Source organism: Streptomyces sp. NPDC096311, from assembly GCF_044763085.1.
Lineage (GTDB): Bacteria > Actinomycetota > Actinomycetes > Streptomycetales > Streptomycetaceae > Streptomyces.
Map to the genome: position 1 here is coordinate 484650 of NZ_JBIWFN010000002.1, position 20776 is coordinate 505425.

The 20776-nt window shown below is 72.5% G+C and carries 19 protein-coding genes; 9 read left to right on the forward strand and 10 right to left on the reverse strand.

From position 1 onward, the window contains the following. Positions 1-66: 66 nt before the first annotated feature. The 3 genes from ACIRA5_RS06815 to ACIRA5_RS06825 all read right to left on the reverse strand — a co-directional run bounded on the left by ACIRA5_RS06815 (position 67) and on the right by ACIRA5_RS06825 (position 3660). The gene (locus tag ACIRA5_RS06815) at positions 67-1332 is read right to left on the reverse strand and encodes an NAD(P)/FAD-dependent oxidoreductase (protein WP_403688056.1); all 1266 of its coding nucleotides are present in this window, start codon (positions 1330-1332) and stop codon (positions 67-69) included. A gap of 91 nt (positions 1333-1423) precedes the next feature. After that, positions 1424-2773, reverse strand: coding sequence for a deoxyguanosinetriphosphate triphosphohydrolase (locus ACIRA5_RS06820; protein WP_403688059.1), 1350 nt, complete (start codon positions 2771-2773; stop codon positions 1424-1426). Between the two features lie 62 nt (positions 2774-2835). Beyond that, complete coding sequence (locus ACIRA5_RS06825; protein ID WP_403688061.1) at positions 2836-3660, reverse strand: sirohydrochlorin chelatase; 825 nt, start codon at positions 3658-3660, stop codon at positions 2836-2838. 355 nt (positions 3661-4015) lie between these two features. On the opposite strand from ACIRA5_RS06825, the gene ACIRA5_RS06830 reads away from it, so the two are divergent. The 3 genes from ACIRA5_RS06830 (at position 4016) to ACIRA5_RS06840 (ending at position 8529) form a co-directional block, all read left to right on the forward strand. Beyond that, positions 4016-4723 carry a vancomycin high temperature exclusion protein gene (locus tag ACIRA5_RS06830; protein ID WP_403688063.1) on the forward strand — a complete coding sequence of 236 codons (708 nt, stop codon included), beginning with the start codon at positions 4016-4018 and terminating at the stop codon, positions 4721-4723. Positions 4724-4731: 8 nt separating this feature from the next. After that, complete coding sequence (locus tag ACIRA5_RS06835; protein ID WP_403688618.1) at positions 4732-6264, forward strand: membrane-associated oxidoreductase; 1533 nt, start codon at positions 4732-4734, stop codon at positions 6262-6264. Positions 6265-6405: 141 nt separating this feature from the next. Beyond that, positions 6406-8529 carry an alpha-galactosidase gene (locus ACIRA5_RS06840; RefSeq protein WP_403688065.1) on the forward strand — a complete coding sequence of 708 codons (2124 nt, stop codon included), beginning with the start codon at positions 6406-6408 and terminating at the stop codon, positions 8527-8529. Positions 8530-8532: 3 nt separating this feature from the next. Here the strand turns inward: ACIRA5_RS06840 and ACIRA5_RS06845 are convergent, their stop codons facing one another. From ACIRA5_RS06845 to cutA, 3 genes are all read right to left on the reverse strand, one after another. After that, on the reverse strand, positions 8533-8757 hold the full coding sequence (locus ACIRA5_RS06845) for a hypothetical protein (RefSeq protein ID WP_403688067.1): 225 nt from the start codon (positions 8755-8757) through the stop codon (positions 8533-8535). A 107-nt stretch (positions 8758-8864) separates the two neighbouring features. Further along, positions 8865-9275: a gamma-glutamylcyclotransferase family protein gene (locus ACIRA5_RS06850; protein ID WP_403688069.1), complete on the reverse strand. Its 411-nt coding sequence runs from the start codon at positions 9273-9275 to the stop codon at positions 8865-8867. Then, a complete protein-coding gene (gene cutA, locus ACIRA5_RS06855; protein ID WP_403688620.1) occupies positions 9272-9649 on the reverse strand; it encodes a divalent-cation tolerance protein CutA in 378 nt (125 codons plus the stop codon). Before cutA ends, ACIRA5_RS06850 begins: the two co-directional genes overlap by 4 nt. Before the next feature lie 157 nt (positions 9650-9806). On the opposite strand from cutA, the gene ACIRA5_RS06860 reads away from it, so the two are divergent. From ACIRA5_RS06860 to ACIRA5_RS06870, 3 genes are all read left to right on the forward strand, one after another. Further along, entirely contained in the window at positions 9807-11477 is a 1671-nt protein-coding gene (locus tag ACIRA5_RS06860; protein WP_403688072.1) for a M4 family metallopeptidase, read from the forward strand. A 593-nt stretch (positions 11478-12070) separates the two neighbouring features. Beyond that, positions 12071-12592, forward strand: coding sequence for a hypothetical protein (locus tag ACIRA5_RS06865; protein WP_403688073.1), 522 nt, complete (start codon positions 12071-12073; stop codon positions 12590-12592). Positions 12593-12784: 192 nt separating this feature from the next. Next, positions 12785-13402 carry a class F sortase gene (locus ACIRA5_RS06870; RefSeq protein ID WP_190168765.1) on the forward strand — a complete coding sequence of 206 codons (618 nt, stop codon included), beginning with the start codon at positions 12785-12787 and terminating at the stop codon, positions 13400-13402. A gap of 16 nt (positions 13403-13418) precedes the next feature. On the opposite strand, the gene ACIRA5_RS06875 is transcribed toward ACIRA5_RS06870, so the two are convergent. The 4 genes from ACIRA5_RS06875 to ACIRA5_RS06890 are packed head-to-tail and all read right to left on the reverse strand — an operon-like array spanning position 13419 to position 16752. Further along, on the reverse strand, positions 13419-14201 hold the full coding sequence (locus ACIRA5_RS06875; protein ID WP_352046103.1) for a TSUP family transporter: 783 nt from the start codon (positions 14199-14201) through the stop codon (positions 13419-13421). Positions 14202-14211: 10 nt separating this feature from the next. Next, entirely contained in the window at positions 14212-14865 is a 654-nt protein-coding gene (locus ACIRA5_RS06880; RefSeq protein WP_403688076.1) for a response regulator, read from the reverse strand. A gap of 48 nt (positions 14866-14913) precedes the next feature. Beyond that, positions 14914-16203 carry a sensor histidine kinase gene (locus tag ACIRA5_RS06885; protein ID WP_403688077.1) on the reverse strand — a complete coding sequence of 430 codons (1290 nt, stop codon included), beginning with the start codon at positions 16201-16203 and terminating at the stop codon, positions 14914-14916. Positions 16204-16212: 9 nt separating this feature from the next. After that, positions 16213-16752 carry a hypothetical protein gene (locus ACIRA5_RS06890; RefSeq protein WP_403688079.1) on the reverse strand — a complete coding sequence of 180 codons (540 nt, stop codon included), beginning with the start codon at positions 16750-16752 and terminating at the stop codon, positions 16213-16215. Between the two features lie 370 nt (positions 16753-17122). On the opposite strand from ACIRA5_RS06890, the gene nirB reads away from it, so the two are divergent. From nirB to ACIRA5_RS06905, 3 genes are all read left to right on the forward strand, one after another. Continuing rightward, the gene (nirB, locus tag ACIRA5_RS06895; RefSeq protein ID WP_403688081.1) at positions 17123-19756 is read left to right on the forward strand and encodes a nitrite reductase large subunit NirB; all 2634 of its coding nucleotides are present in this window, start codon (positions 17123-17125) and stop codon (positions 19754-19756) included. Then, positions 19753-20103: a nitrite reductase small subunit NirD gene (gene nirD / locus ACIRA5_RS06900; protein WP_403688083.1), complete on the forward strand. Its 351-nt coding sequence runs from the start codon at positions 19753-19755 to the stop codon at positions 20101-20103. Before nirB ends, nirD begins: the two co-directional genes overlap by 4 nt. Positions 20104-20190: 87 nt before the next feature. Then, positions 20191-20775, forward strand: coding sequence for a TetR/AcrR family transcriptional regulator (locus tag ACIRA5_RS06905; RefSeq protein ID WP_403688084.1), 585 nt, complete (start codon positions 20191-20193; stop codon positions 20773-20775). The last annotated feature ends 1 nt before the right edge of the window (position 20776 follow it).

The following is a 20776-nucleotide window of genomic DNA, read 5'->3' on the forward strand; positions in this document are numbered from 1 at the left end:
GGGAATCGCGGCCGGGGGTGGTGCGACAGTCGATGGCCGCCGTTCGCCGCGGGGACCTCTGATCGGTCAGGGGACAAGGCTCTCCAGCGGTACGTGCGGGTTCGCCAGCGCCTCGGTGTCCACCTGGGCCCGGGACCGGATCAGCCGCTGGACGGTTTCCGTGACGTCCCACACATTCACGTTCATCCCGGCCAGCACCCGCCCGTCCTTCATCCAGAAGGCGATGAACTGGCGCTTGCCCGCGTCGCCCCGGATCACCACTTCGTCGTACGTCCCCGGGGGTGCCCAGCCCGAGTACTCGAGCCCCACGTCGTACTGGTCGGAGAAGAAATAGGGCACGCGGTCGTACACCGCGCCGCGGTCCAGCATCGAGCGGGCCGCCGCCGGTCCGCCGTTGAGGGCGTTGGCCCAGTGCTCGACACGCAGCCGGGTGTCGAAGAGGGCGTGCGGGAAGGAGGCGACGTCACCGGCGGCGTAGATGTCGGGGTCGGAGGTGCGCAGGCGGTCGTCGACCACGACACCTCCGCCGTACGCGCGGTCGGCGATCTCCAGGCCCGCGGCCTCGGCGAGCCCGATGCGCGGCGCCGCCCCGATGGCCGCCAGGACGTCGTGGGCCGGGTGCTCCTCGCCGTCGTCGGTGCGGGCGGCCAGCACCATGCCGTCCTGGCCGACGATCTCGGTGAGCCGGGCCCCGAAGTGGAAACGGACGCCGTGCTCGCGGTGCAGCTCGGCGAAGAGGTTCCCCAGCTCGGGGCCGAGAACCGCGTGCAGCGGGGTCGGATGGGGCTCGACGACGGTGACCTCGGCGCCGTACTCGCGGGCCGCCGCCGCGACCTCCAGGCCGATCCAGCCGCCGCCCGCGATCACGATGTGGCCGTTGTCACGGCCGAGCGCGGCCAGGACGCCCTTGAGGCGTTCGGCGTGGGCGAGGCGGCGCAGGTGGTGGACGCCCGCGAGATCCGTCCCGGGGATGTCGAGGCGGCGCGGCTCGGCACCGGTCGCGAGGAGCAGCTTGTCGTAGTGGACGAGGGTGCCGTCGTCGCCGAAGCGGACGGTCTTCGCCGTGCGGTCGATGGCGTCGACGGTCTGGCCGAGGTGCAGCTCCACGTCGTTCTGCGCGTACCAGGCGGGTTCGTGCACGAAGACGCTGTCCCGCTCCTCCTTGCCGAGCAGGTAGCCCTTGGAGAGCGGCGGGCGCTCGTAAGGGTGGTCACGTTCGTCGCAGATCAGTATCACGCGGCCGGTGAAACCCTCCGCTCGGAGCGTCTCGGCCGCCTTGGCGCCGGCCAGGCCTCCTCCGACGATGACGAATGTCTGATCCGCGTCGACCACTTGATGCCTCCTCGTAACGTTGTCGCCAGGCGAGCGTCCCGCACGCAGCGTGATGCGGGAAGAGGGAGTGGCCCGATCAGGCCACGCAGGGTCACACTCCGCCGCCGCCTGTGGGGCGGGTGGTGAGCCTGAGGTGCAGTGAACGTGCCGAGGCGTCGGTGAGCGAAGCAATCTGGTCGACGATCACCCGCTTGCGCGCACGATCGTCCCCGGCCTCGTCGAACAGCGCCCGGAACTGCGGGTCGAGACCGTCCGGGGCGCGGGCGGTGAGCGCCTCGGCCAGCTCGGCGACGACGATCCGCTGATCGGCGCGCAGCCGCTCCTGCTCGGCACGCTGCATGACGTACCGGTCGGCGACGGCCTTGAGGACGGCGCACTCGTGGCGGGCGGCGCGCGGGACGACCAGCTCCGCCGCGTACCGGGTGAGCCGGCCGGTGCCGTACCGCGTGCGGGTGGCGCCCTCGGCGGCCAGGCAGAAGCGGCCGATGAGCTGGCTGGTGGCGTCCTTCAACCGGGCCTGCGCGACGGCCGATCCGTCGTACCCGTGCGGCCACCACTCCTGTTCCAGAAGCCGGTCGAGGGCCGCGGAGAGCTCGGCCGGGTCGGTGTCCGCGGGCACGTACCGGCCGATGGCGACCTCGAAGATCTCCTCGCGTTCCGGCTCGGCGTGCAGGCAGTTGGGGTCGATGTGACCGGCGTGCAGACCGTCCTCGACGTCGTGCACCGAGTACGCCACGTCGTCGGACCAGTCCATGACCTGGGCCTCGAAGCACGTACGGGTGCCGGGGGCGCCCTTGCGGACCCAGTCGAAGACCGGCCGGTCGTCCTCGTAGGCCCCGAACTTCGGCGAGGCGGGGTCGGTGGGGTGGGCGCCGCGCGGCCAGGGGTACTTGGTGGCGGCGTCGAGGGCGGCGCGGGTGAGGTTCAGTCCCACGCTGACGAGTTCGCCCGTCTCCTGCGCGTGGACGAAGCGCTTGGGCTCGATCCTGGTCAGCAGGCGCAGCGACTGCGCGTTGCCCTCGAAGCCGCCGCAGTCCTGCGCGAACTCGTTCAGCGCCTGTTCGCCGTTGTGTCCGAAGGGCGGGTGGCCGAGGTCGTGGGAGAGGCAGGCCGCCTCGACGAGGTCGGGGTCGCAGCCGAGGGCGGCGCCGAGCTCGCGGCCGACCTGGGCGCACTCCAGGGAGTGGGTGAGACGGGTGCGGGCGCTCGCGTCCCAGGCCTGACTGCGCGTGCCGGGGGTGACGACCTGGGTCTTGCCCGCGAGGCGGCGCAGCGCGGAGGAGTGCAGCACGCGTGCGCGGTCGCGCTGGAAGGCGGTGCGGCCGGGGCGTTTGTCGGGCTCGGCGGCCCAGCGCTCGACGGACGACTCGTCGTACATGTCGTACGCGCCCGGCGTGGCGGGGTCGTCGTATGCCGTCGGTGCCTTCGCAGTGCCGTCCATGTACCCGACAGTAAACGCAGGCGGTGACAAACGGGGCGTGGCCTACCGCCAGGAGGCGTGGATCAGGCCGAGGCCAGCTCGCGTTCCGGCGCCGGTTCGGGGGTCGCCACGGCCTGGTCGTAGCGGTGCAGGACCAGGCGGGCCATCGCGGCGTGGGTGCCCAGCGGGGCGGCGGCGATCCAGGGGGCGGCCGCGGCGCACTCGGTGGCGAAGCGGCCGGGCGCGGTGAAGTAGGAGGCGACGGCGATGCGGTGGCGGCCACGCGCGGCCAGGGCGCGCACGGCGGCGGCGACGGTGGGCGCGGCGGCGGAGGCGTACGCGGGGACGACGGGCACGCCGAGGCGTTCGGCCAGCAGCTGGGCGGTGCGGCGGGTGTCGGTGATCGACTCCGGGTCGCGCGAGCCCGCGGCGGCCAGCACGACCCCGCCGGCGCGCCGGGCCGCGTCGCTCATCCCGGTCCGCCAGCCGGCCTCGACGAGCCGCGCGTACAGCGTCTCGACGAGGAGCGGGTGCGGGCCGAGCGGGGCGGCGATGCGGGCCCGCAGTCCCGGTACGGCGGCCGCGGCCTCGGGGATGTCCCGCTTGACGTGGTAGCCGCGGCTGAGCAGCAGCGGCACGAGAACGGCACCGTCGGCGGCGTCCTCGGCGTCGAGGGAGGCGAGCGTATCGGCCAGCAGCGGTTCGTTGAGCTCGATGTGGCCGAGGTGCACGGACAGGTGCGGGCGCAGCTCGCGGACGCGCTCGGTCAAGGTGCGTACGGTGCTCAGCGCGCGCGGGTCGCGGCTGCCGTGCGCGACGAGGACGAGCGGCGGCGGCGCGGGGCGGCGGGCCCCGTTCAGCGACACGAGGCTGAGCTGACTGCCGAGCTGGCTGGTGATCGCGTTCATGAGTTGCGCCGTACTGTCGAGGTGGGCGCCACCGAGCGGCTGCCCGCCGATGGGGGTCCCCGCACTCGGGCGGAACCGAGAGTGGGGCAGGGTCCTGGACTCGTCGTGAGAAGGGTTCGACGCCGTCATGGACCGATGGTGACGGCACGAGGTTGCGGCGCGGTTGCACGGGCGTGTCAGGTGTTTTCCGGGGCTTCACGGCCCGGTGCGGTGACGGTGTGAGCACCTCCCACCTGCGCTTCCGCGGCGCCGAGTGAGCCCGGTCACGGTACCCGGGCGAACCGAACGGGCTTACGCTGCGTCCCCATCTGTCGAATACCGACGTGATCGGACGCCACCGGGGGGACGAACAACCATGCCGCGCCTGCCGCACCCGAGGATCCTCAGACCGCGGCTGCCCCGCCTGCCGCGCACCCGCGCCGGGCAGCGGCGGGCCGTGCAGACGGTCATGCTGCTGTGCGTGCTGGCGCTGCTTCCGGTGACATGGCTGTACGTGAGCACGGCCGACGGACTGCGTACGACGGCCGACGCGCCGCGCACCGAGGTCGCGGTGGTGTTCGGGGCCGGACTGTGGAACGGCGAGCCGTCCCCGTACCTCGCGCACCGGCTGGACGCGGCGGCGAAGCTGTACCGGGCCGGGCGGATCGAGGCCGTGCTCGTCACCGGGGACAACAGCCGCAAGGACTACGACGAACCGGATGCGATGCGGACCTATCTGACGAAGCGTGGGGTGCCGGACCGGCGGATCGTCAGCGACTACGCCGGGTTCGACACCTGGGACTCCTGCGTGCGGGCCCGGAAGATCTTCGGTGTCCACGAGGCCGTGCTGATCAGCCAGAACTTCCACATCCGGCGGGCCGTCGCGCTGTGCCGGGCGGCGGGCGTGCGGTCGTACGGCGTCGGGGTCGACGCCACCCACGACGTCACCTGGTACTACGGGGGCACCCGCGAGGTGTTCGCGGCGGGCAAGGCCCTGCTGGACGCGGTGTTCAAGCGCGATCCGCAGTTCCTGGGGCCGAAGGAGCCGGGGGTGACGCGGGCCCTCGCGGCGGCACGGAAGTGAGGACGGTCATCGATCCCGCCGGTCTGACGCCCGCGGAACGCCGTGTCTGGGAGGCCTTTCCGCTCGGCGAGGGCGTCGACTTCCGTGAGGAACCCGCCTCCTCCGCCGACTCCGGCGGGAACCCCGCCGACGACCCCGCGACCGGCGCCTCCTGGGGCCCCGAGCGGACCGTGCGCGCCGAGGTGCTGCGGGCCCTGCTGATCGACGGACCGGCGCACGACGGCGAGATAGCCGGCCTGAAGCTCACCGGCGCGCGCATCACCGGACAGCTGGATCTCGTGTACGGGACGGTCGAACAGGCCGTGCAGCTGCGGTTCTGCCACTTCGAGCAGCCTCTGAAGCTGTACGGGGCGCAGCTGCGCGCACTGGTGCTGAGCGACTCGGTGCTCCCCGGGCTCAAGGCCGGCAACCTGCGGGTCGACGGGGTACTGCGGCTCAGCTGCTGCCGGGTCACCGGGCCGATACGGCTCCAGGGCGCGAAGATCTCCGGCGCCGTGTTCGTCAACGGGGCGCGGCTGGGCCGCCCGGCGGCACCGGACACCCCGGACACCCCGGACCCGGAAGGGGCCGAGGAACCGGTTCTCCAGCTCAACCACGCGACCATCGGCACCGACCTGTGGGCCGTCGGCCTCCTCGCGCACGGCCAGGTACGGCTGAACGGGGCCACGGTCGGCGGTCAGGTCACCCTCGACGACGCCGAGCTGCACGTACCGGCGGGCGGGACCGCCCTGCACGCCGAGACCCTGTCGGTCGGCACCGACCTGCGGGCCGTGCGGCTGCGCGCGCGGGGCCGGGTCAACCTGAGCGGGTCGAGGATTCCCCACCAGCTCAATCTGGCCTACGCCCGGCTGTCCAACCCCGGAGGTCCGGCCCTGCGTGCCAGCAGCTGTGTCATCGGCGAGCTGTGGCTGCGCGAGGCCGCGCCGATCGTGGGCACCGTGAACCTGCGCCGCTCCCAGCTGGACCTTCTGCACGTGCCTCCGGGGGTGTGGCCCGACCGCGTCCGGATCGACGGCCTCGGCTACCGCACCCTCGCCCCGCATCTGCCCGCCGAGCAGCGGCTGCCGCTGCTGGAACGCGAGGAGGGCGGCTATCTTCCCCACGCCTACGAGCAGTTGGCCGCCGCGTACCGCACGGCGGGCGACGACGCCGCCGCGCGCACGGTCCAGCTGGCCAAACTCCGCCGGCACCGCCGCACCCTCCCCCGCTACGCCAGGTTCTGGGGCCGGCTCCAGGACGCGGCCGTCGGCTACGGCTACCGGCCGATGCGCGCGGCGGGCTGGCTGCTGTTGCTGCTGTGCACCGGCGCCACCGCCTTCGCACTGCACCATCCGCCCGCCCTGAAGCCCGCCGAGGCGCCCGGCTTCAACCCGGTCTTCTACACCCTCGACCTTCTGCTGCCCCTCGTGGACTTCGGTCAGGAGACGGCCTTCGCGCCGCGCGGCTGGTACCAGTGGCTCTCGTATCTGCTGATCGCCGTCGGCTGGATCCTGGCCACGACGATCGCGGCGGGCGTCACACGCTCCCTGAACCGCCAGTAGCCTCCGGCCCGCCCTCCCTGCGGTGAACGGCTCCCGTGAATAGGCCCGTTGACGGTGCCCCCGGCACTAGCATGAGCCCCTGCCCACCACCGCGCCGGGGCTCTGGACCGGTGCGGGATCGACTCGGCGGCGGGGGATCGCGTGACGCAGGAGTTCAGCTACCGCTGGGGCCATTCCGCTCTCACCGCCGATTTCGACCTGGACGGCCGCACACCCCGCCTGGTCCGGCTGACCGTGCCCGGTGAACCGGAGCCCAAGAACGCCGCCGAGGCCGCCGGGGCCGCGCTGCCGCTCGTCGACGTGACCCTCCTCGGAGAGGGCACCGGCTGGTCCGGGCCGCGCTTCACCGGTACGGCGCTCGGGCAGCGCCTGACCCACCGCGCCCACCACGCGGCGTACGGCGACGGCTGGCACCATCTCACCGTCCAGCTCCAGGACAGGCGGGGCGGTCTGACCGTCTTCGTCGAGTACTCCTCACCGGACGCGGTACCGGTGCTGCGCGCCCGCGTCCGGATCCGCAACGACGGCGACACCCCCGTCACCGTGCGCTCAGTGAGCAGTCTGCTGCTGGGCGCGCTGCCCTCGCCCGACGTGCTCGACGTGCACCGGGCACGCAACGACTGGCTCGCCGAATGCCGTTGGTACGCCGAGGAGTTGCGGGAGTCCGTGCCCGACGTCGGCCGGGCGTTCCATGGGCACGACGGCCGGGCCGGGGTGCGGCTCGCCGGGCGCGGGAGCTGGCCCACCGACGGGCATCTGGCGATGGGCGCGCTCACCGACCGCACCGACGGGCGCTGCTGGCTCTGGCAGATCGAGTCCGCCGCGAGCTGGCTGTGGGAGGCGGGCGAGGCGGACCACCGCACATACCTCTCCCTGAGCGGTCCGACCGCGGACGACCACTCATGGCGTCAGGTCCTGTCCCCGGGGGCGGAGTTCGTCTCCGAGTACGCGGCTCTCGCGCTCGGCGACGGTTTCGACGGAGCGCTCACCGCGCTGACCGACTACCGGCGCCGGATCCGCCGTCCGCACCCCGACCACGACCAACTCCCCGTCGTCTTCAACGACTACATGAACACCCTCATGGGCGACCCGACCACCGAGAAGCTGCTGCCGCTGATCGACGCGGCGGCCGAGGCGGGCGCGGAGTACTTCTGCGTCGATGCCGGGTGGTACGACGACGAGGGCGGGGACGGGGACGGGGATGCGGAGGGGGACACGGGCGAGGACGAGGGCGGGGGCGGCGGCGGCTGGTGGGACAGTGTCGGCGCCTGGCTGCCGTCGGCGCGGCGCTTCCCCGGCCCTGACGGCCTCCACGCCGTGCTCGGCCGGATCCGGGAGCGCGGGATGGTGCCGGGGCTGTGGCTGGAACCGGAGGTGGTCGGCGTCCGCAGTCCGCTCGCCACCGAGTTGCCGGACGAGGCCTTCCTGCGCCACGAAGGCGGCGTGCGCGTCACCGAACAGGGCCGCCACCAGCTGGACCTGACGCATCCGGCCGCCCGCGCGCACCTCGACCGGACGGTCGACCGGCTCGTCGGCGAGTGGGGTGTGGGCTATCTCAAGCTCGACTACAACATCACCACCTCCGCGCCCGGTCTCCTCGACCACACGCGCGCCTGGCTGTCCTGGCTGTCGGCCGTCCTGGACCGCCACCCGGGTCTGGTCGTCGAGAACTGCGGTTCGGGCGGGCTGCGCATGGACGGCGCGTCACTGGCCGTGGCCCAGCTCCAGTCCACCTCCGACCAGCAGGACCCCCTGCGCTACCCGCCCATCGCGGCCGCCGCGCCGACCGCGGTGCCGCCCGAGCAGGGGGCCGTGTGGGCGTACCCGCAACCGGAGTTCACGGACGAGGAGATCGCCTTCACCCTCGGCTCGGCGCTGCTGGGACGGGTTCATCTCTCCGGGCGTCTGGACCGCATGACACCGCCCCAACTCGGGCTCGTGCGCGAGGCGTTGGTGACGTACAAGGCCGTCCGGGGCGATCTGTGCCGGTCGGTGCCGTTCTGGCCGCTGGGGCTGCCCGGGTGGCGGGACGCGTGGGTGGCGCTGGGGATGCGGGTGCCGTTCCTCGACACCACGTATGTGCTGGTGTGGCGCAGAGCGGGCGATCACCCCGAAGTCGCCCTGCCCGCGGCGCACTTGGCGGGGCGGGAGGTACGGGTCGACGTACTGCACGGGTCGGCGGGGCCGGTGGTCTGGGACGGGTCGGCGCTGCGGGTGACGTTGCCGCAGGCTCCGGCGGTGCTGCTGACGCGGCTCACCGTGTAGCGGTCACCTGGGCGAGGGCGCTGCCCCTGTCTCCGCAGGCGCGTGCGGAGCGGACGAGGAGTCGGGGGTCACTGGGGACGAGGTGTTCGGGGATTTCGAGGTGTCCGGGGGCTTCGAGGTGTCCGAGGGACTCGACGAGCACGAGTTGATCCCGAGCCCCAGAGCGGCCCCCGCACCCGCGCCGCCCAGCGCGAGGAGACGGCGCCGGGTGATGTCGCTGTCGGTCATGGCGGGACCCTAGGGGCGGCCCGGGGCGCGGCCGTGGGGGCGCGCGGAGTCACGCGGACTCGCCACCCGCACGAGTGGGCTCCTCGATGACAGGCGCACCCGTGCCCTCAACGACCCGCGTGCCAGTCCCCGCCCTCGACGAGGGTGCCGCCGGCCCGCAACCGCGCGGCAACGGCCGGGGCGGCCACGTACACCCAGGCCCGTACGGCCGTGCCGTCCGCGCGGATCACCTCCCGCGCCACCCGCTCGTACAGGTTGCGGGGGTCGCCCGGCACGTACTCCTCCAGCCGGTCCAGCGCGCCGAGCACCTGTCCGTACGCCTCCGGGAGCGCGGTCACCAACTCCCCGCGCACGACACCTCCCGGCTCCTCCACGGCGTACGGATATCCGGGCCCTTCGTACAGCACGGCTCCCCGCATCCGGCCGGGCTCCTCCGACTCCGTACGGCCGCGGAGGAACAGGTCGTGGTAGTGCCCGCCGGGGCGCAGGGTGCCGTAGACGAAGAAGGGGACGGTCACGCGCTGGTCTCCGACTCCACGCTCTCCTCCCCCACGGTCTCCCCTTCCACGGTCTCCTCCTCGATCCAGCGCAGATAGTCCGCGCTCCCCCGGACGACGGGCGTCGCGATGATCTCGGGGGTGTCGTAGTCGTGCGCCGCGAGGAGATACGTCTCCAGCGCGTCGTACCGCGCACCCGTGGTCTTGAACAGCACCTGCCACTCGCTCGCGGTCTCCACCGCCCCCTTCCACCGGTAGACGGAGGTCACCGGCCCGGTGATCTGCGCGCAGGCCGCGACCCGCGCCTCGACCGCGCCGCGCGCGAGCGCCTCCGCCTTCCCGGGGGCGTCGGTCGTGGTCAGCACGGTCAGCCAGGAAGCCGCTCCGGCGGCCATCTCCATGATCGTCTCCCATTCGTGAGGGTGCGGAAACGATTCTCTCCACACCTCGCGGAATCGCGCACGGGCTATGGACATGACATGTCATGGACCTTTAACTCTGACTCGACATCAGCGCCCCCACGCGTCTGAGCGCCCCTCCCCGAGGAGACCGATGAGTCGGATCCGGATACGGCAGACCCGAGGTACCCGACCGCACACCCGAGGCTCCCGCCTGGCCGCGGCCGGTGTGGCCGCGGCCGCCACCGCCCTGCTGGCGGCCGCGCTGACCCCCACCGCGGGCGCCACCGGCCGGCCCGGCCGCGCCACCGCGATCGACAACGCCGCCGCGGCTCTGGTGAAGGAGGCCACCCGGCTGGGCCTGACCTCCGCCGAGGGCACCAGCGTCCGTGACGTGGTCGTCGACGCGGACGGCGGCCAGCATGTGCGCTACGACCGCACGTACCGGAAACTGCCGGTCCTGGGCGGCGACTTCGTCGTCCACCTCGCCCGCGACGGCTCCTACCGCGGCGCGAACCGGGCCACCTCCCGCGACCTCTCCGTCCCCACCACCACGCCCGCGCTCGCCGCCCCCGAGGCCGCCGACCTGGCCACCGCCGCACTGCGCGCCGCGCACCTCGGCGAGACGCTGAAGAAGGTGACGGCCAGGCCCCAGCTCGTCGTGGACGCCCTGCACGGCGCACCCCGGCTGGCCTGGCGCACCAACGTGGTGGGCCAGGACTCGCTGGGCAACCCGGTCGCCCGCACCGTGCTGACCGACGCCCGCAGCGGCCGGCAGATCGACGCGTGGGACAGCATCGAGACCGCGACGGGTGACGGCCGGTCCCTCTACAGCGGCACGGTCCCGCTGGAGACCACGCTCTCCGGATCGACGTACCAGCTCAAGGACCCGACGCGCGGGAACACGTACACGGGCGACGCGGCGAACAAGACGGACCTGTGCGTCTTCGGGATCTGCGTCAGCCGCGCTCCGGCGACCCTCTTCACGGACGCCGACAACCACTGGGGAACCGGGGCGGCTTCGGACCGTTCCTCGGCCGCGGTCGACGCCCAGTACGGCACGAACGAGACCTGGGACTACTACAAGAACATCCACGGCCGCACCGGCATCGCGGGCGACGGCAAGGGCTCGTACAACCGCGTGCACTACGGCAACAACTACAACAACGCGTTCTGGGACGACAGTTGCTTCTGCATGACGTACGGGGACGGTGACGGGACGACGCTCGGGCCGCTGGTCGGGCTCGACGTGGCCGGTCACGAGATGTCCCACGGTGTCACGTCGAAGACGGCGGCGCTGACGTACTCGGGCGAGTCCGGCGGCCTGAACGAGGCGACCTCCGACATCTTCGGCACGCTGGTGGAGTTCTACGCGAACAACTCCACCGACCCCGGGGACTATCTGATCGGCGAGAAGATAGTCCGCTCCGGCTTCGGCAAGGCGGCCCTGCGGTTCATGGACCAGCCCTCCAAGGACGGCAACTCGGCGGACTGCTGGAGCTCCTCGGTCGGTAATCTCGACGTCCACTACTCGTCCGGCGTCGCGAACCACTTCGCGTACCTGCTCGCCGAGGGCAGCGGCGCGAAGACCATCAACGGGGTCAGCTACAACTCCCCCACCTGCAACAACTCCACGGTCACCGGCATCGGCCGGGACAAGCTCGGCGCGATCTGGTACCGGGCGCTGACGGTCTACATGACGTCCTCGACCAACTACGCGGGCGCGCGGACGGCGACACTGAGCGCGGCGAAGGACCTGTACGGGGCCACAAGCACGGAGTACAACGCGGTGGCGGCGGCCTGGTCCGCGGTGTCCGTGAGCTGAACGCCAGGCGCCTGGCAGGGCTTCGACCGGCTGCAAGCAGGGCCTCGACCGGCTGCCCCGGCACGCCCCGGCACGTGCGGCACACGCTCGTGCCGGGGCGGCCGGGGAGGCCGGGGAGGCCGGAGCGGCCGAGGAGGCCGGAGCGGCCGGAGCGGTCGACTCGCGGCGCCCCGGGCCGTCCGGGTGGGCGTGACGGCGCGGTCCGGGACGCCGGGTGCGGTGCCCGCGGCGGCCGGTCGGCGACGACGGGACCGAAACGGCCCTCGTGCTCGCCTTCATGGCGCACGGGCCGTCACCTCAACCATCCTTGAGGTCACTGCGCCTCCCACCCGCCCCCGTCACCCGTTCGCACGCCCTCCCTGCCCTCTTCGGCTTCTTTGCCGCGACACCTCAGCCGTACGCCGGTGACCTGCTGGAACGCCACCGTTCCGGCCCCTCGGACACCCTCGTCCGGCACTCTTTCCCCGTATTTATGACGCCCTGTCAGGAAGCGAACCCGGCCGACTGCCACTTACCTCGGAAGGGCAGGGGCACGACCGACACAGCGGCACTTGGGGGTGCCGCCGGCCGCGCCCCCTCGGAGGAGCACAGCCATGCGACGCACAGCCCGTCTGCTGACCGGTACCGCGCTCGCCGTCGCCGCGGTGGGCCTCGCCACAGCGCCCGCGTACGGCGGGTCCACGGAGAGTCTGGAGGTGTTCCCCTCCACCGTCGTCCCGGGGGCCGACGTCACCGTCAACACGGCGGCGTGCGGGGCGGACGGCACCGCCACGGGTGACGCCAGCGCGGTCGGCGCGGGCATCTTCATACTCGCCGCCAGCGCCCACGAACAGGACGCGATCGGCCAGTTCAAGGTGCCGCCGAGTGCCCAGCCGGGGACGTACGAGATCGTCGCGAAATGCTCCCGCGGCCGACAGGTCACCGGCGACCTGATCGTGAACCTGACCGCCACACGCGAACAGATCCATCTGCCGCGTGGGCATGTGAACACGGGGGTCGGCGGCGCACTCGGCCCCGACCCCGTGCAGACCGCGGCGGGAGTGGCGGCCCTGGCCGTCGCCGCCGCGGGCGGTACCTGGCTCCTGCATCGCCGGGCGAGAGGCGACGGGATCTGACGGACACCCTCCGCTGTCCGTCCGCCGGTACCGCCGTCCCCTCCCCCTCCGTGGCCCGACGCCCCTCGCGGCCCGGAGGGGGAAGGGGACCCACCACGACCACGACCGCGACCACGACCACGGTTGCGACGAGGACCACGACGACCGCCACGACCACAACCGCACAACCCCTGACCCCGAGAGGAGGCTCATATGCGCCGGGTCAGCAACACCGCGATAGCTTCCGTCACCGTGGTCGCCCTCTGCTCAGGGACCTGGCTGCTCCACAACGGCACCCAGGTCCACCCGCCGCCCCAGCCCTCCGCCGCCCAGGCCGGCACCGGCGACGCCCTCCGGCAGGGCGCTCCCGCGCTCCGCCACTCCCCGCCCGAGCGCATCCGCATCCCCTCCATCGGCGTGAACGCCCCGCTGATGGGTCTCGGCCTCACCCCGCAGGGCAGCCTCGACGTCCCGCCCGCCGGGCAGAAGAACCTCGCGGGCTGGTACCAGGCCGGCACCACCCCCGGCGAGCGAGGCACCGCGATCGTCGCGGGCCACGTCGACAACGCCAACGGTCCCGCCGTCTTCTACAACCTCGGCGCCCTCAAGAAGGGCAGCGCCATCGAGGTGGCCCGCCGCGACGGCGGCACCGCGCTGTTCACCGTCGACGCCGTCGAGGTCTACGCGGCCCGCGACTTCCCGGACGAGAAGGTGTACGGCGCCGCGTCCCGCCCCGAACTGCGCGTCATCACCTGCGGCGGCGACTACTCGAAGGCCACCGGGTACCAGGGGAACGTGGTCGTCTTCGCCCACCTCACCGGCAGCCGCTGACCGGCACCTGCGGCGCCTACGCGATCCACTGCTGGTACGCCAGATTCGCCACCAGCGCGAACACCACCGTCAGCAGCACCACCCGGACGAACCCGCTGCCCTTCTTGAGCGCCGTGTGCGCCCCCACCATGCCGCCCACCAGGTTGAACACGGCCATCAGCGCGGCCAGTTGCCAGTACACCGTCCCCTTCCAGGCGAAGGTCGCGAGGGCGCCCGCGTTGGTGCAGCAATTGACGATCTTCGCGGTGGCGGAGGCGGTCACCAGGTCGAAGTGGAGCAGCGCGGTCAGCGCCAGGACGAGGAACGTACCCGTGCCGGGGCCGATGAGCCCGTCGTAGAAGCCGATCCCGAGGCCCGCGAGCCCGATCGCGGCCAGCACGCGCCGCGCGGACACGGGCTCGGTCGAGGGCGCCGTACCGAAGGCGGGCCGCAGCATGACGAAGGTCCCGACGCCGAGCAGCACCACCATGACCACCGGCTTCAGCACGTCCGTACTCAGCCCGGCGGCCACGAAGGCACCGGCCGTGGAGCCCGCCAGCGCCGCGAGCCCGATCCGCACGGCCAGCCGCACATCCACCGGCGCCTTGCGCGCGTACGTCACCGCCGCGCCGGTCGTCCCGACGATCGCGACCGCCTTGTTCGTCCCGAGCGCGTACGCCGCCGGTGTACCGCCCGGCAGTCCGAGCAGCATCGCGGGGAGCAGAAGCAGCCCGCCACCGCCCACCACGGCGTCGATCCAGCCCGCCGCGAGGGAGGCGAGGCAGAGCACAACGACGATGGTCAGCGATATGTCGGGCATGATCGCGACCCTATGTGACGGTCACCGAGTCCAGGTAGCGCAGGACCGCCAGCACCCGTCGGTGCCCGGTGCCCGACGGCGGCAGGTCGAGCTTGGTGAAGATGTTGGCGATGTGTTTCTCGACGGCGCGTTCCGAGACGGTGAAGGCGCCGGCGATCGACTGGTTCGTCCGGCCCTCCGCCATCAGGGCGAGCACCTCGCGCTCGCGCGGTGTGAGCCTGTCGAGGGCGGTGGCGCGCCGGCTCGCACCGAAGAGCTGCGCGACGACCTCGGGGTCGAGGGCGGTGCCGCCTGCGGCGACCCGTTCCATGGCGTCCACGAACTCGCCGATGTCGACGACCCGTTCCTTCAGCAGATATCCGATCCCGGCCGGGTCGGCGAGCAGTTGCCGGGCGTACGTCGTCTCCACGTACTGCGAGAGGATCAGCACCCCGGTGCCGGGGTGGTCCTTGCGCAGCCGTACGGCCGCCCGTACACCCTCGTCGGTCTGCGTGGGCGGCAGCCTGATGTCGACGACGGCCAGGTCCGGACGGTGCTCGGCCACGGCGGCGAGCAGCGTCTCGGCGTCCCCGACGGCCGCCGCGACCTCCACGTCCCGCAACCGCAGCAGCTGGACCAGCCCCTCTCGCAGGAGGGCGGAGTCCTCGGCGATGACGACGCGCATGTGATCCCCGTGATCGTCAGGAGCGGCTCGGACAGGAGGGCGGCTCGGTCAGCAGGGAAGCTCGACCGTGACCACCGTAGGGCCTCCCGGAGGGCTGTCGCAGGTGAGGGTGCCGTCGACGGTCCGGGCGCGGGCCAGCAGCCCGGTCAGGCCCGAGCCCGCGCCGATCACCGCTCCCCCGCGTCCGTCGTCGCGCACGCTCAGCCGCAGCAGTCCGTCCCGGGCGGTCACGCTCACCGCCGCACCGCTCGCCCCGCTGTGCTTGGCGGCGTTGGCGAGGAGTTCGGCGGCGCAGAAGTACGCGATCGACTCGACGGCCGGGCTCGGGCGGTCCGTGATGTCGGCGGCGACCTCGACGGGCAGGGCGCTGTCGGCGGCGAGGGTGGCCAGGGCGGTGTCCAGGCCCTGGTCCAGTACGGGAGGGTGGATGCCCTTCACCAGATGGCGCAGGTCGGCGATGGCCTGGGTCGCGTTGCCCCGCGCGGTGTCGACGACGGCGAGGAGCCGGTCGGGGGAAGCCCCCGCGCCGATCAGCTCCCTGATCATCGTGAGGTGCATCGCGAGGCCGACGAGCCGGGCCTGCGTCCCGTCGTGCAGGTCGCGTTCGATCCGGCGCAGGGTCGCCGCCGCGTCGTCCACGGCCTGAGCGCGGGTCTCCTCCAGGGTGCGGATGCGGCGCTCGGCGGGGTCGGGGCCGAGCAGCGCGCCGAGCAGCGCCCGGTGCGGGGCGAGGGCCTGGCGCAGCAGCCAGGACGCGGTGGCGAGGAGGAGGAGCCCGAGGGCCGCCGGGATCAGCCACCGTGGCCAGGAGTCGACCTGGAACCCGAAGAACTCCAGCGACACCCGGTGCGTCGTGCCGTCGCTCGCCCGCCGGGTGTCGTAGTTCCACCGCTTGAGGAGGGGGTGGAGGGTGAGCAGGACGCCATAGACGTAGCCGATGACGACGGCGGTGTACCCGAAGACGGCGGTGAAGGGGGTGGCCAGCGCGCAGGCGACGGCGCGCCACCCGCTCCGGTCACCGAGCAGCGCCCGCCGCCAGCCCAGGATCCCGGCACCTTCGCGGCGCTCCGGCTCCTCGATCTCCAGCCCCAACAGGCCCCGCGCGAGGGCACGTTGGAGCCTGCCGAGCGCCAGCGCCCCGCGCACGGTGACGGCGACCAGCCACAGTCCCAGCGTGGTCACGGACAGCACGCCCCCGACCAACAGCCCCACGAAGGTGAGGACGAACCCGACCAGGGCGAGCGGGAAGGCGATCACCCCGTAGAGAAGCGCCGCGAGGGCCTTCCGCCCGAAGGGGAAGGCCACGAGTGCGCGGAGGCGGTTGCGGAGGGGGTGCATGGCGTCAACCTAGGAGAGGAGTGCCGCGGCGAGGCGGAGCTGGACGGCTGCCAGGGCCCGGCCGAGCCACGGCATGAGCAGCAGGAAGCCGAACCCGCCGACGATCGCGTGGAACGCCCAGGCCCCCGCGAAGGTCGGCCCTCCCCACGCGTCTGAGGAGTCGGAACCGGCGGCGCGCAGCGGCCAGCCCAGGTTCATCGGCACCAGGGACCAGCCGTAGACGGTGACGGCCAGCACCAGGAGATTGAGGGGTACGGCGGCCGTGGCGTGGGCCAGTCCCCGCGAGGACCCGGACAGCTCCCGGCCCAGGAGACGCCGGACGAGCCCCCGCTGCCACCGCCCGGTCGGGGCGCCCAGCAGAGCCAGCGGGACGCAGAGCACCCCCACGGGGAACGCCAGCACCGCGTACGCGACCCGGCGCCAGGTGCCCGCGGTGAACGCTTCACGGACGAACAGCCAGGCCCGTACGGCGGAGTCGTCGCGGGGCGGCGGGAGCGGCGGCTTCTGCTTCTGCTCCGGCTTCTGCTCCGGCTTCTCGGAGATGGCCATGTTTCTGTCCCCCTGTTCGTCAGCGGGTGGATCCCGATGCCTCAAGGCTTCCGTGCCAGGGCGCCGCGATCGATCGTGCCCGCACGAGGACCGGGGGTTCGGTTGACCCCACCCAACCCTCACAACCGGGTGTCGCTCCCGCTGAGGGCAGCGTTCCTCCCGGGAAACAGCCGTGATGCGACCGGGTAACACCGGCGTCGCAGGCTGCGGTGCATGACCTCGAATGCGCCCGCCCCCTGACCCGGTTCACCCTCGCTCTCGGCCCGGGAGAGACCGGGAGAAGCCGGGAGGGCCCGGGAGGGAACCGCATCGCTCCCCCGCGGACAGCGCCCCGCTGCTCCACCTGCTCACCAACGACGGAGGCTCCTGAATGTCCACGGACACGACGATGACGACGGCGGCGAACGCCACCGACGGCAGCGCGCACACCATCGTGCTCGTCGGCCATGGCATGGTCGGCCAGCGCTTCCTCGAAGCGCTCGCCGAACGCGGCCTGACCGCCACGCACCGTGTGGTCGTGCTGTGCGAGGAGCCGCGCCCGGCGTACGACCGCGTCCAGCTCACCTCGTACTTCTCGGGCCGCACTGCGGAGGAACTCTCCCTCACCGACGCCGAGTTCATCACCACGCACGGCATCGAACTGCACCTCGGCGACCCGGCCGAGACGATCGACCGGGAGGCCAGGCAGGTCACCGCGCGCTCGGGTCTGGTCATCACGTACGACACCCTGGTCCTCGCCACCGGCTCGTACCCCTTCGTCCCGCCGGTGCCCGGCAAGGACGCCGAGGGCTGCTTCGTGTACCGCACCATCGACGACCTGCTCGCCATCGAGGAGTACGCGAAGGCACGGGCGACGACCGGCGCGGTGGTCGGCGGCGGCCTGCTCGGGCTCGAAGCCGCGGGCGCGCTGAAGGGACTCGGGCTGAGCACGCACATCGTGGAGTTCGCGCCGCGTCTGATGCCCGTACAGGTCGACGAGGGCGGCGGCGCGGCGCTCCTGCGCACCATCCAGGACATGGGCCTGAGCGTGCACACGGGCACGGGCACCCAGGAGATCGTCACCGGCGACGACGGCGCGGTGACCGGGATGAAGCTCTCCGACGGCTCCGAACTCCCCACGGATCTCGTGGTGTTCTCGGCCGGCGTCCGCCCGCGCGACCAGCTCGCCCGCGACACCGGGCTCACGGTCGGCGCGCGCGGCGGCATCACGGTCGACGACCAGTGCCGCACGTCGGACCCGCACGTGTTCGCGATCGGCGAGTGCGCCCTCGCCTCGGACGGCCGGGTGTACGGCCTGGTCGCGCCCGGCTACGAGATGGCCGAGACGGCCGCCGCGACGATCGCCGCGGACGAGGCCAGCTTCACGGGCGCCGACCTGTCCACGAAGCTGAAGTTGCTCGGCGTCGACGTCGCGTCCTTCGGCGACGCGCACGGCGCCACCTCCGACTGCCTCGACGTCGTCTACTCCGACTCACGCTCGGGCACGTACAAGAAGCTGGTCATCGGCCGCGACGGCGAGCTGCTCGGCGGCATCCTGGTCGGCGACGCGGACGCGTACGGCACCCTGCGGGCCTTCACCGGCTCTGTGCCGCCGATCGCCCCCGAGCAGCTGGTGCTCCCGGCGGGCGCGGGCGCCCCGGTCGCGCTCGGCCCCTCCGCGCTCCCCGACTCCGCGGTCATCTGTTCCTGCCACAACGTCACCAAGGGCACGATCCGCGGCGCGGTCACCGAGCACTCCTGCACCACCGTGCCCGAGGTCAAGAAGTGCACCAAGGCCGGTACGGGGTGCGGGAGTTGTGTCAAGGTCCTCGGCCAGCTCGTCAACGAGGAGCTGGAGGCGAGCGGCGTCGAGGTCGACCACGGCCTGTGCGGCTGCTTCTCCCAGACCCGCGAGGAGCTGTACGAGATCGCCCTCGCGCTGCGCGTCCCCTCCTTCCAGGTCCTGCTGGACCGCTACGGCCGTGAGGGCGCCCGGGGTGGCGAGGGCTGCGAGGTCTGCAAGCCGGCCGTCGCCTCGATCATCGCCTCCCTCGCCCCGACCATCGGCGCCAGCGGCTATGTCCTGGACGGCGAGCAGGCTGCCCTCCAGGACACCAACGACCACTTCCTCGCCAACCTCCAGAAGAACGGCTCGTATTCGATCGTGCCGCGCGTCCCCGGCGGCGAGATCACCCCGGAGAAGCTGATCGTGATCGGCGAGGTGGCCCGGGACTTCGGCCTCTACACGAAGATCACGGGCGGCCAGCGCATCGACCTGTTCGGCGCGCGGGTCGAGCAACTCCCCCTCATCTGGGCGAGGCTGGTGGACGCGGGCTTCGAGTCGGGCCACGCCTACGGAAAGGCCCTGCGCACGGTCAAATCCTGCGTCGGGCAGACCTGGTGCCGCTACGGCGTCCAGGACTCCGTCCGCATGGCGATCGACCTGGAGCTGCGCTACCGGGGTCTGCGCTCCCCGCACAAGCTCAAGTCGGCGGTCTCCGGATGCGCCCGCGAGTGCGCCGAGGCCCAGTCCAAGGACTTCGGCGTGATCGCCACCGCCAACGGATGGAACCTGTACGTCGGCGGCAACGGCGGCGCCACCCCGCGTCACGCGGACCTGCTCGCACAGGACCTCTCCGACGCCGAACTCGTCCGCCTGATCGACCGGTTCCTGATGTTCTACATCCGCACGGCGGACCGTCTGGAGCGCACGTCGACCTGGCTGGAGCGGATTCCGGGCGGCCTGGACCACGTACGCGAGGTGGTCGTGGAGGACTCGCTCGGCATCTGCGAGGAACTGGAGTCGCTGATGGCCGCGCATGTCGCCGCCTACCGCGACGAGTGGGCCGAGACCATCAACGACCCCGAGAAACTGGCCCGGTTCGTGTCCTTCGTGAACGCCCCGGACACCCCCGACCCGGTCGTCGGCTTCGTCCCCGAGCGCGACCAGATCAAGCCGGACCTGCCGCTGCTGAGCATCGGCCGCCGCCCCTCGGAAGCCCTGGAAGGAAGCGCCCAGCGATGACCCTGGCACCCGAAACAACCACCCTCGTCGTCCACATCCGCCTGACGGACTCCTGGTTGGCCCTCTGCGACGTGTCCGCGCTGACGCCGGGCCGCGGAGTCGCCGCCCTGCTCCCGGACGGCGGCCAGGCGGCCGTCTTCCTCGACCGCGCGGGCCGGATGTACGCCATCGACAACCGCGATCCGTTCAGCGGCGCGGCGGTCCTCTCCCGCGGTCTGATCGGCTCCCACCAGGGCCGCCCGTTCGTGGCCTCGCCCCTGCTGAAGCAGCGGTTCGACCTGGAGTCGGGCCGGTGCCTGGACGACGAGACGGTACGGGTGACGACGTACGAGGTCCGGACTTCCTGACGGCCGGGGTGACCGGGACCTCCTCGCGCCCGCCGGTCACCCCGACCTTACTTGACCGATCATTCTCGATTGTCCTACGGTCACCCCATGGCCAGGACCAAGGAATTCGACCCGGACGCCGCGCTGCAGTCGGCCCTGGAGCTGTTCTGGCGGCGCGGCTACGAGGCGACATCCATGACGGACCTCGTCGAACACCTCGGCGTCGGCCGCGCCAGCCTCTACGCGACCTTCGGCAACAAGCACGAGCTGTATCTGAAGGCACTGGACCGCTACCAGCAGGCGCGCAATCCGCAGCTCCTGCGGGAGCTCTCCCAGCCGGGTCCCGCACTGCCCGCCGTACGAGCGGTGGTGCGCCGCTTCGCGACCGAGGCGGCGACCGAGGGAGGGCGCCTGAGCGGCTGTTTCGTCACCAACACGGCCGCCGAACTGGCCCCCCACGACACGGCCGCGGCCCGCCGCGTCGAGCACAACTGGGACCACCTCGAGACCCTGCTGCACTCGGCCCTGGTCCGCGCGCAGGCCCAGGGCGAACTGCCCGCCGACCGCAACCCGCTCGCCCTCGCCCGCATGCTGCTGGTCCTGATGCAGGGCCTACGGGTGGTGGGCAAGGCGTCCGCGGACCCGGCCCGGGTCCAGGACGCGGCGGAACAGGCGCTGACGCTACTCGACTGAA

Bases quoted from the DNA above. Each gene is read 5' to 3' on its own strand.
- ACIRA5_RS06820 (WP_403688059.1), bottom strand. From the start codon at position 2,773: ATGGACGGCACTGCGAAGGCACCGACGGCATACGACGACCCCGCCACG.
- ACIRA5_RS06825 (WP_403688061.1), bottom strand. From the start codon at position 3,660: ATGAACGCGATCACCAGCCAGCTCGGCAGTCAGCTCAGCCTCGTGTCG.
- ACIRA5_RS06830 (WP_403688063.1), top strand. From the start codon at position 4,016: ATGCCGCGCCTGCCGCACCCGAGGATCCTCAGACCGCGGCTGCCCCGC.
- ACIRA5_RS06845 (WP_403688067.1), bottom strand. From the start codon at position 8,757: ATGACCGACAGCGACATCACCCGGCGCCGTCTCCTCGCGCTGGGCGGC.
- cutA (WP_403688620.1), bottom strand. From the start codon at position 9,649: ATGGCCGCCGGAGCGGCTTCCTGGCTGACCGTGCTGACCACGACCGAC.
- ACIRA5_RS06860 (WP_403688072.1), top strand. From the start codon at position 9,807: ATGAGTCGGATCCGGATACGGCAGACCCGAGGTACCCGACCGCACACC.
- ACIRA5_RS06865 (WP_403688073.1), top strand. From the start codon at position 12,071: ATGCGACGCACAGCCCGTCTGCTGACCGGTACCGCGCTCGCCGTCGCC.
- ACIRA5_RS06870 (WP_190168765.1), top strand. From the start codon at position 12,785: ATGCGCCGGGTCAGCAACACCGCGATAGCTTCCGTCACCGTGGTCGCC.
- ACIRA5_RS06875 (WP_352046103.1), bottom strand. From the start codon at position 14,201: ATGCCCGACATATCGCTGACCATCGTCGTTGTGCTCTGCCTCGCCTCC.
- ACIRA5_RS06880 (WP_403688076.1), bottom strand. From the start codon at position 14,865: ATGCGCGTCGTCATCGCCGAGGACTCCGCCCTCCTGCGAGAGGGGCTG.
- ACIRA5_RS06885 (WP_403688077.1), bottom strand. From the start codon at position 16,203: ATGCACCCCCTCCGCAACCGCCTCCGCGCACTCGTGGCCTTCCCCTTC.
- ACIRA5_RS06890 (WP_403688079.1), bottom strand. From the start codon at position 16,752: ATGGCCATCTCCGAGAAGCCGGAGCAGAAGCCGGAGCAGAAGCAGAAG.
- nirB (WP_403688081.1), top strand. From the start codon at position 17,123: ATGTCCACGGACACGACGATGACGACGGCGGCGAACGCCACCGACGGC.
- nirD (WP_403688083.1), top strand. From the start codon at position 19,753: ATGACCCTGGCACCCGAAACAACCACCCTCGTCGTCCACATCCGCCTG.
- ACIRA5_RS06905 (WP_403688084.1), top strand. From the start codon at position 20,191: ATGGCCAGGACCAAGGAATTCGACCCGGACGCCGCGCTGCAGTCGGCC.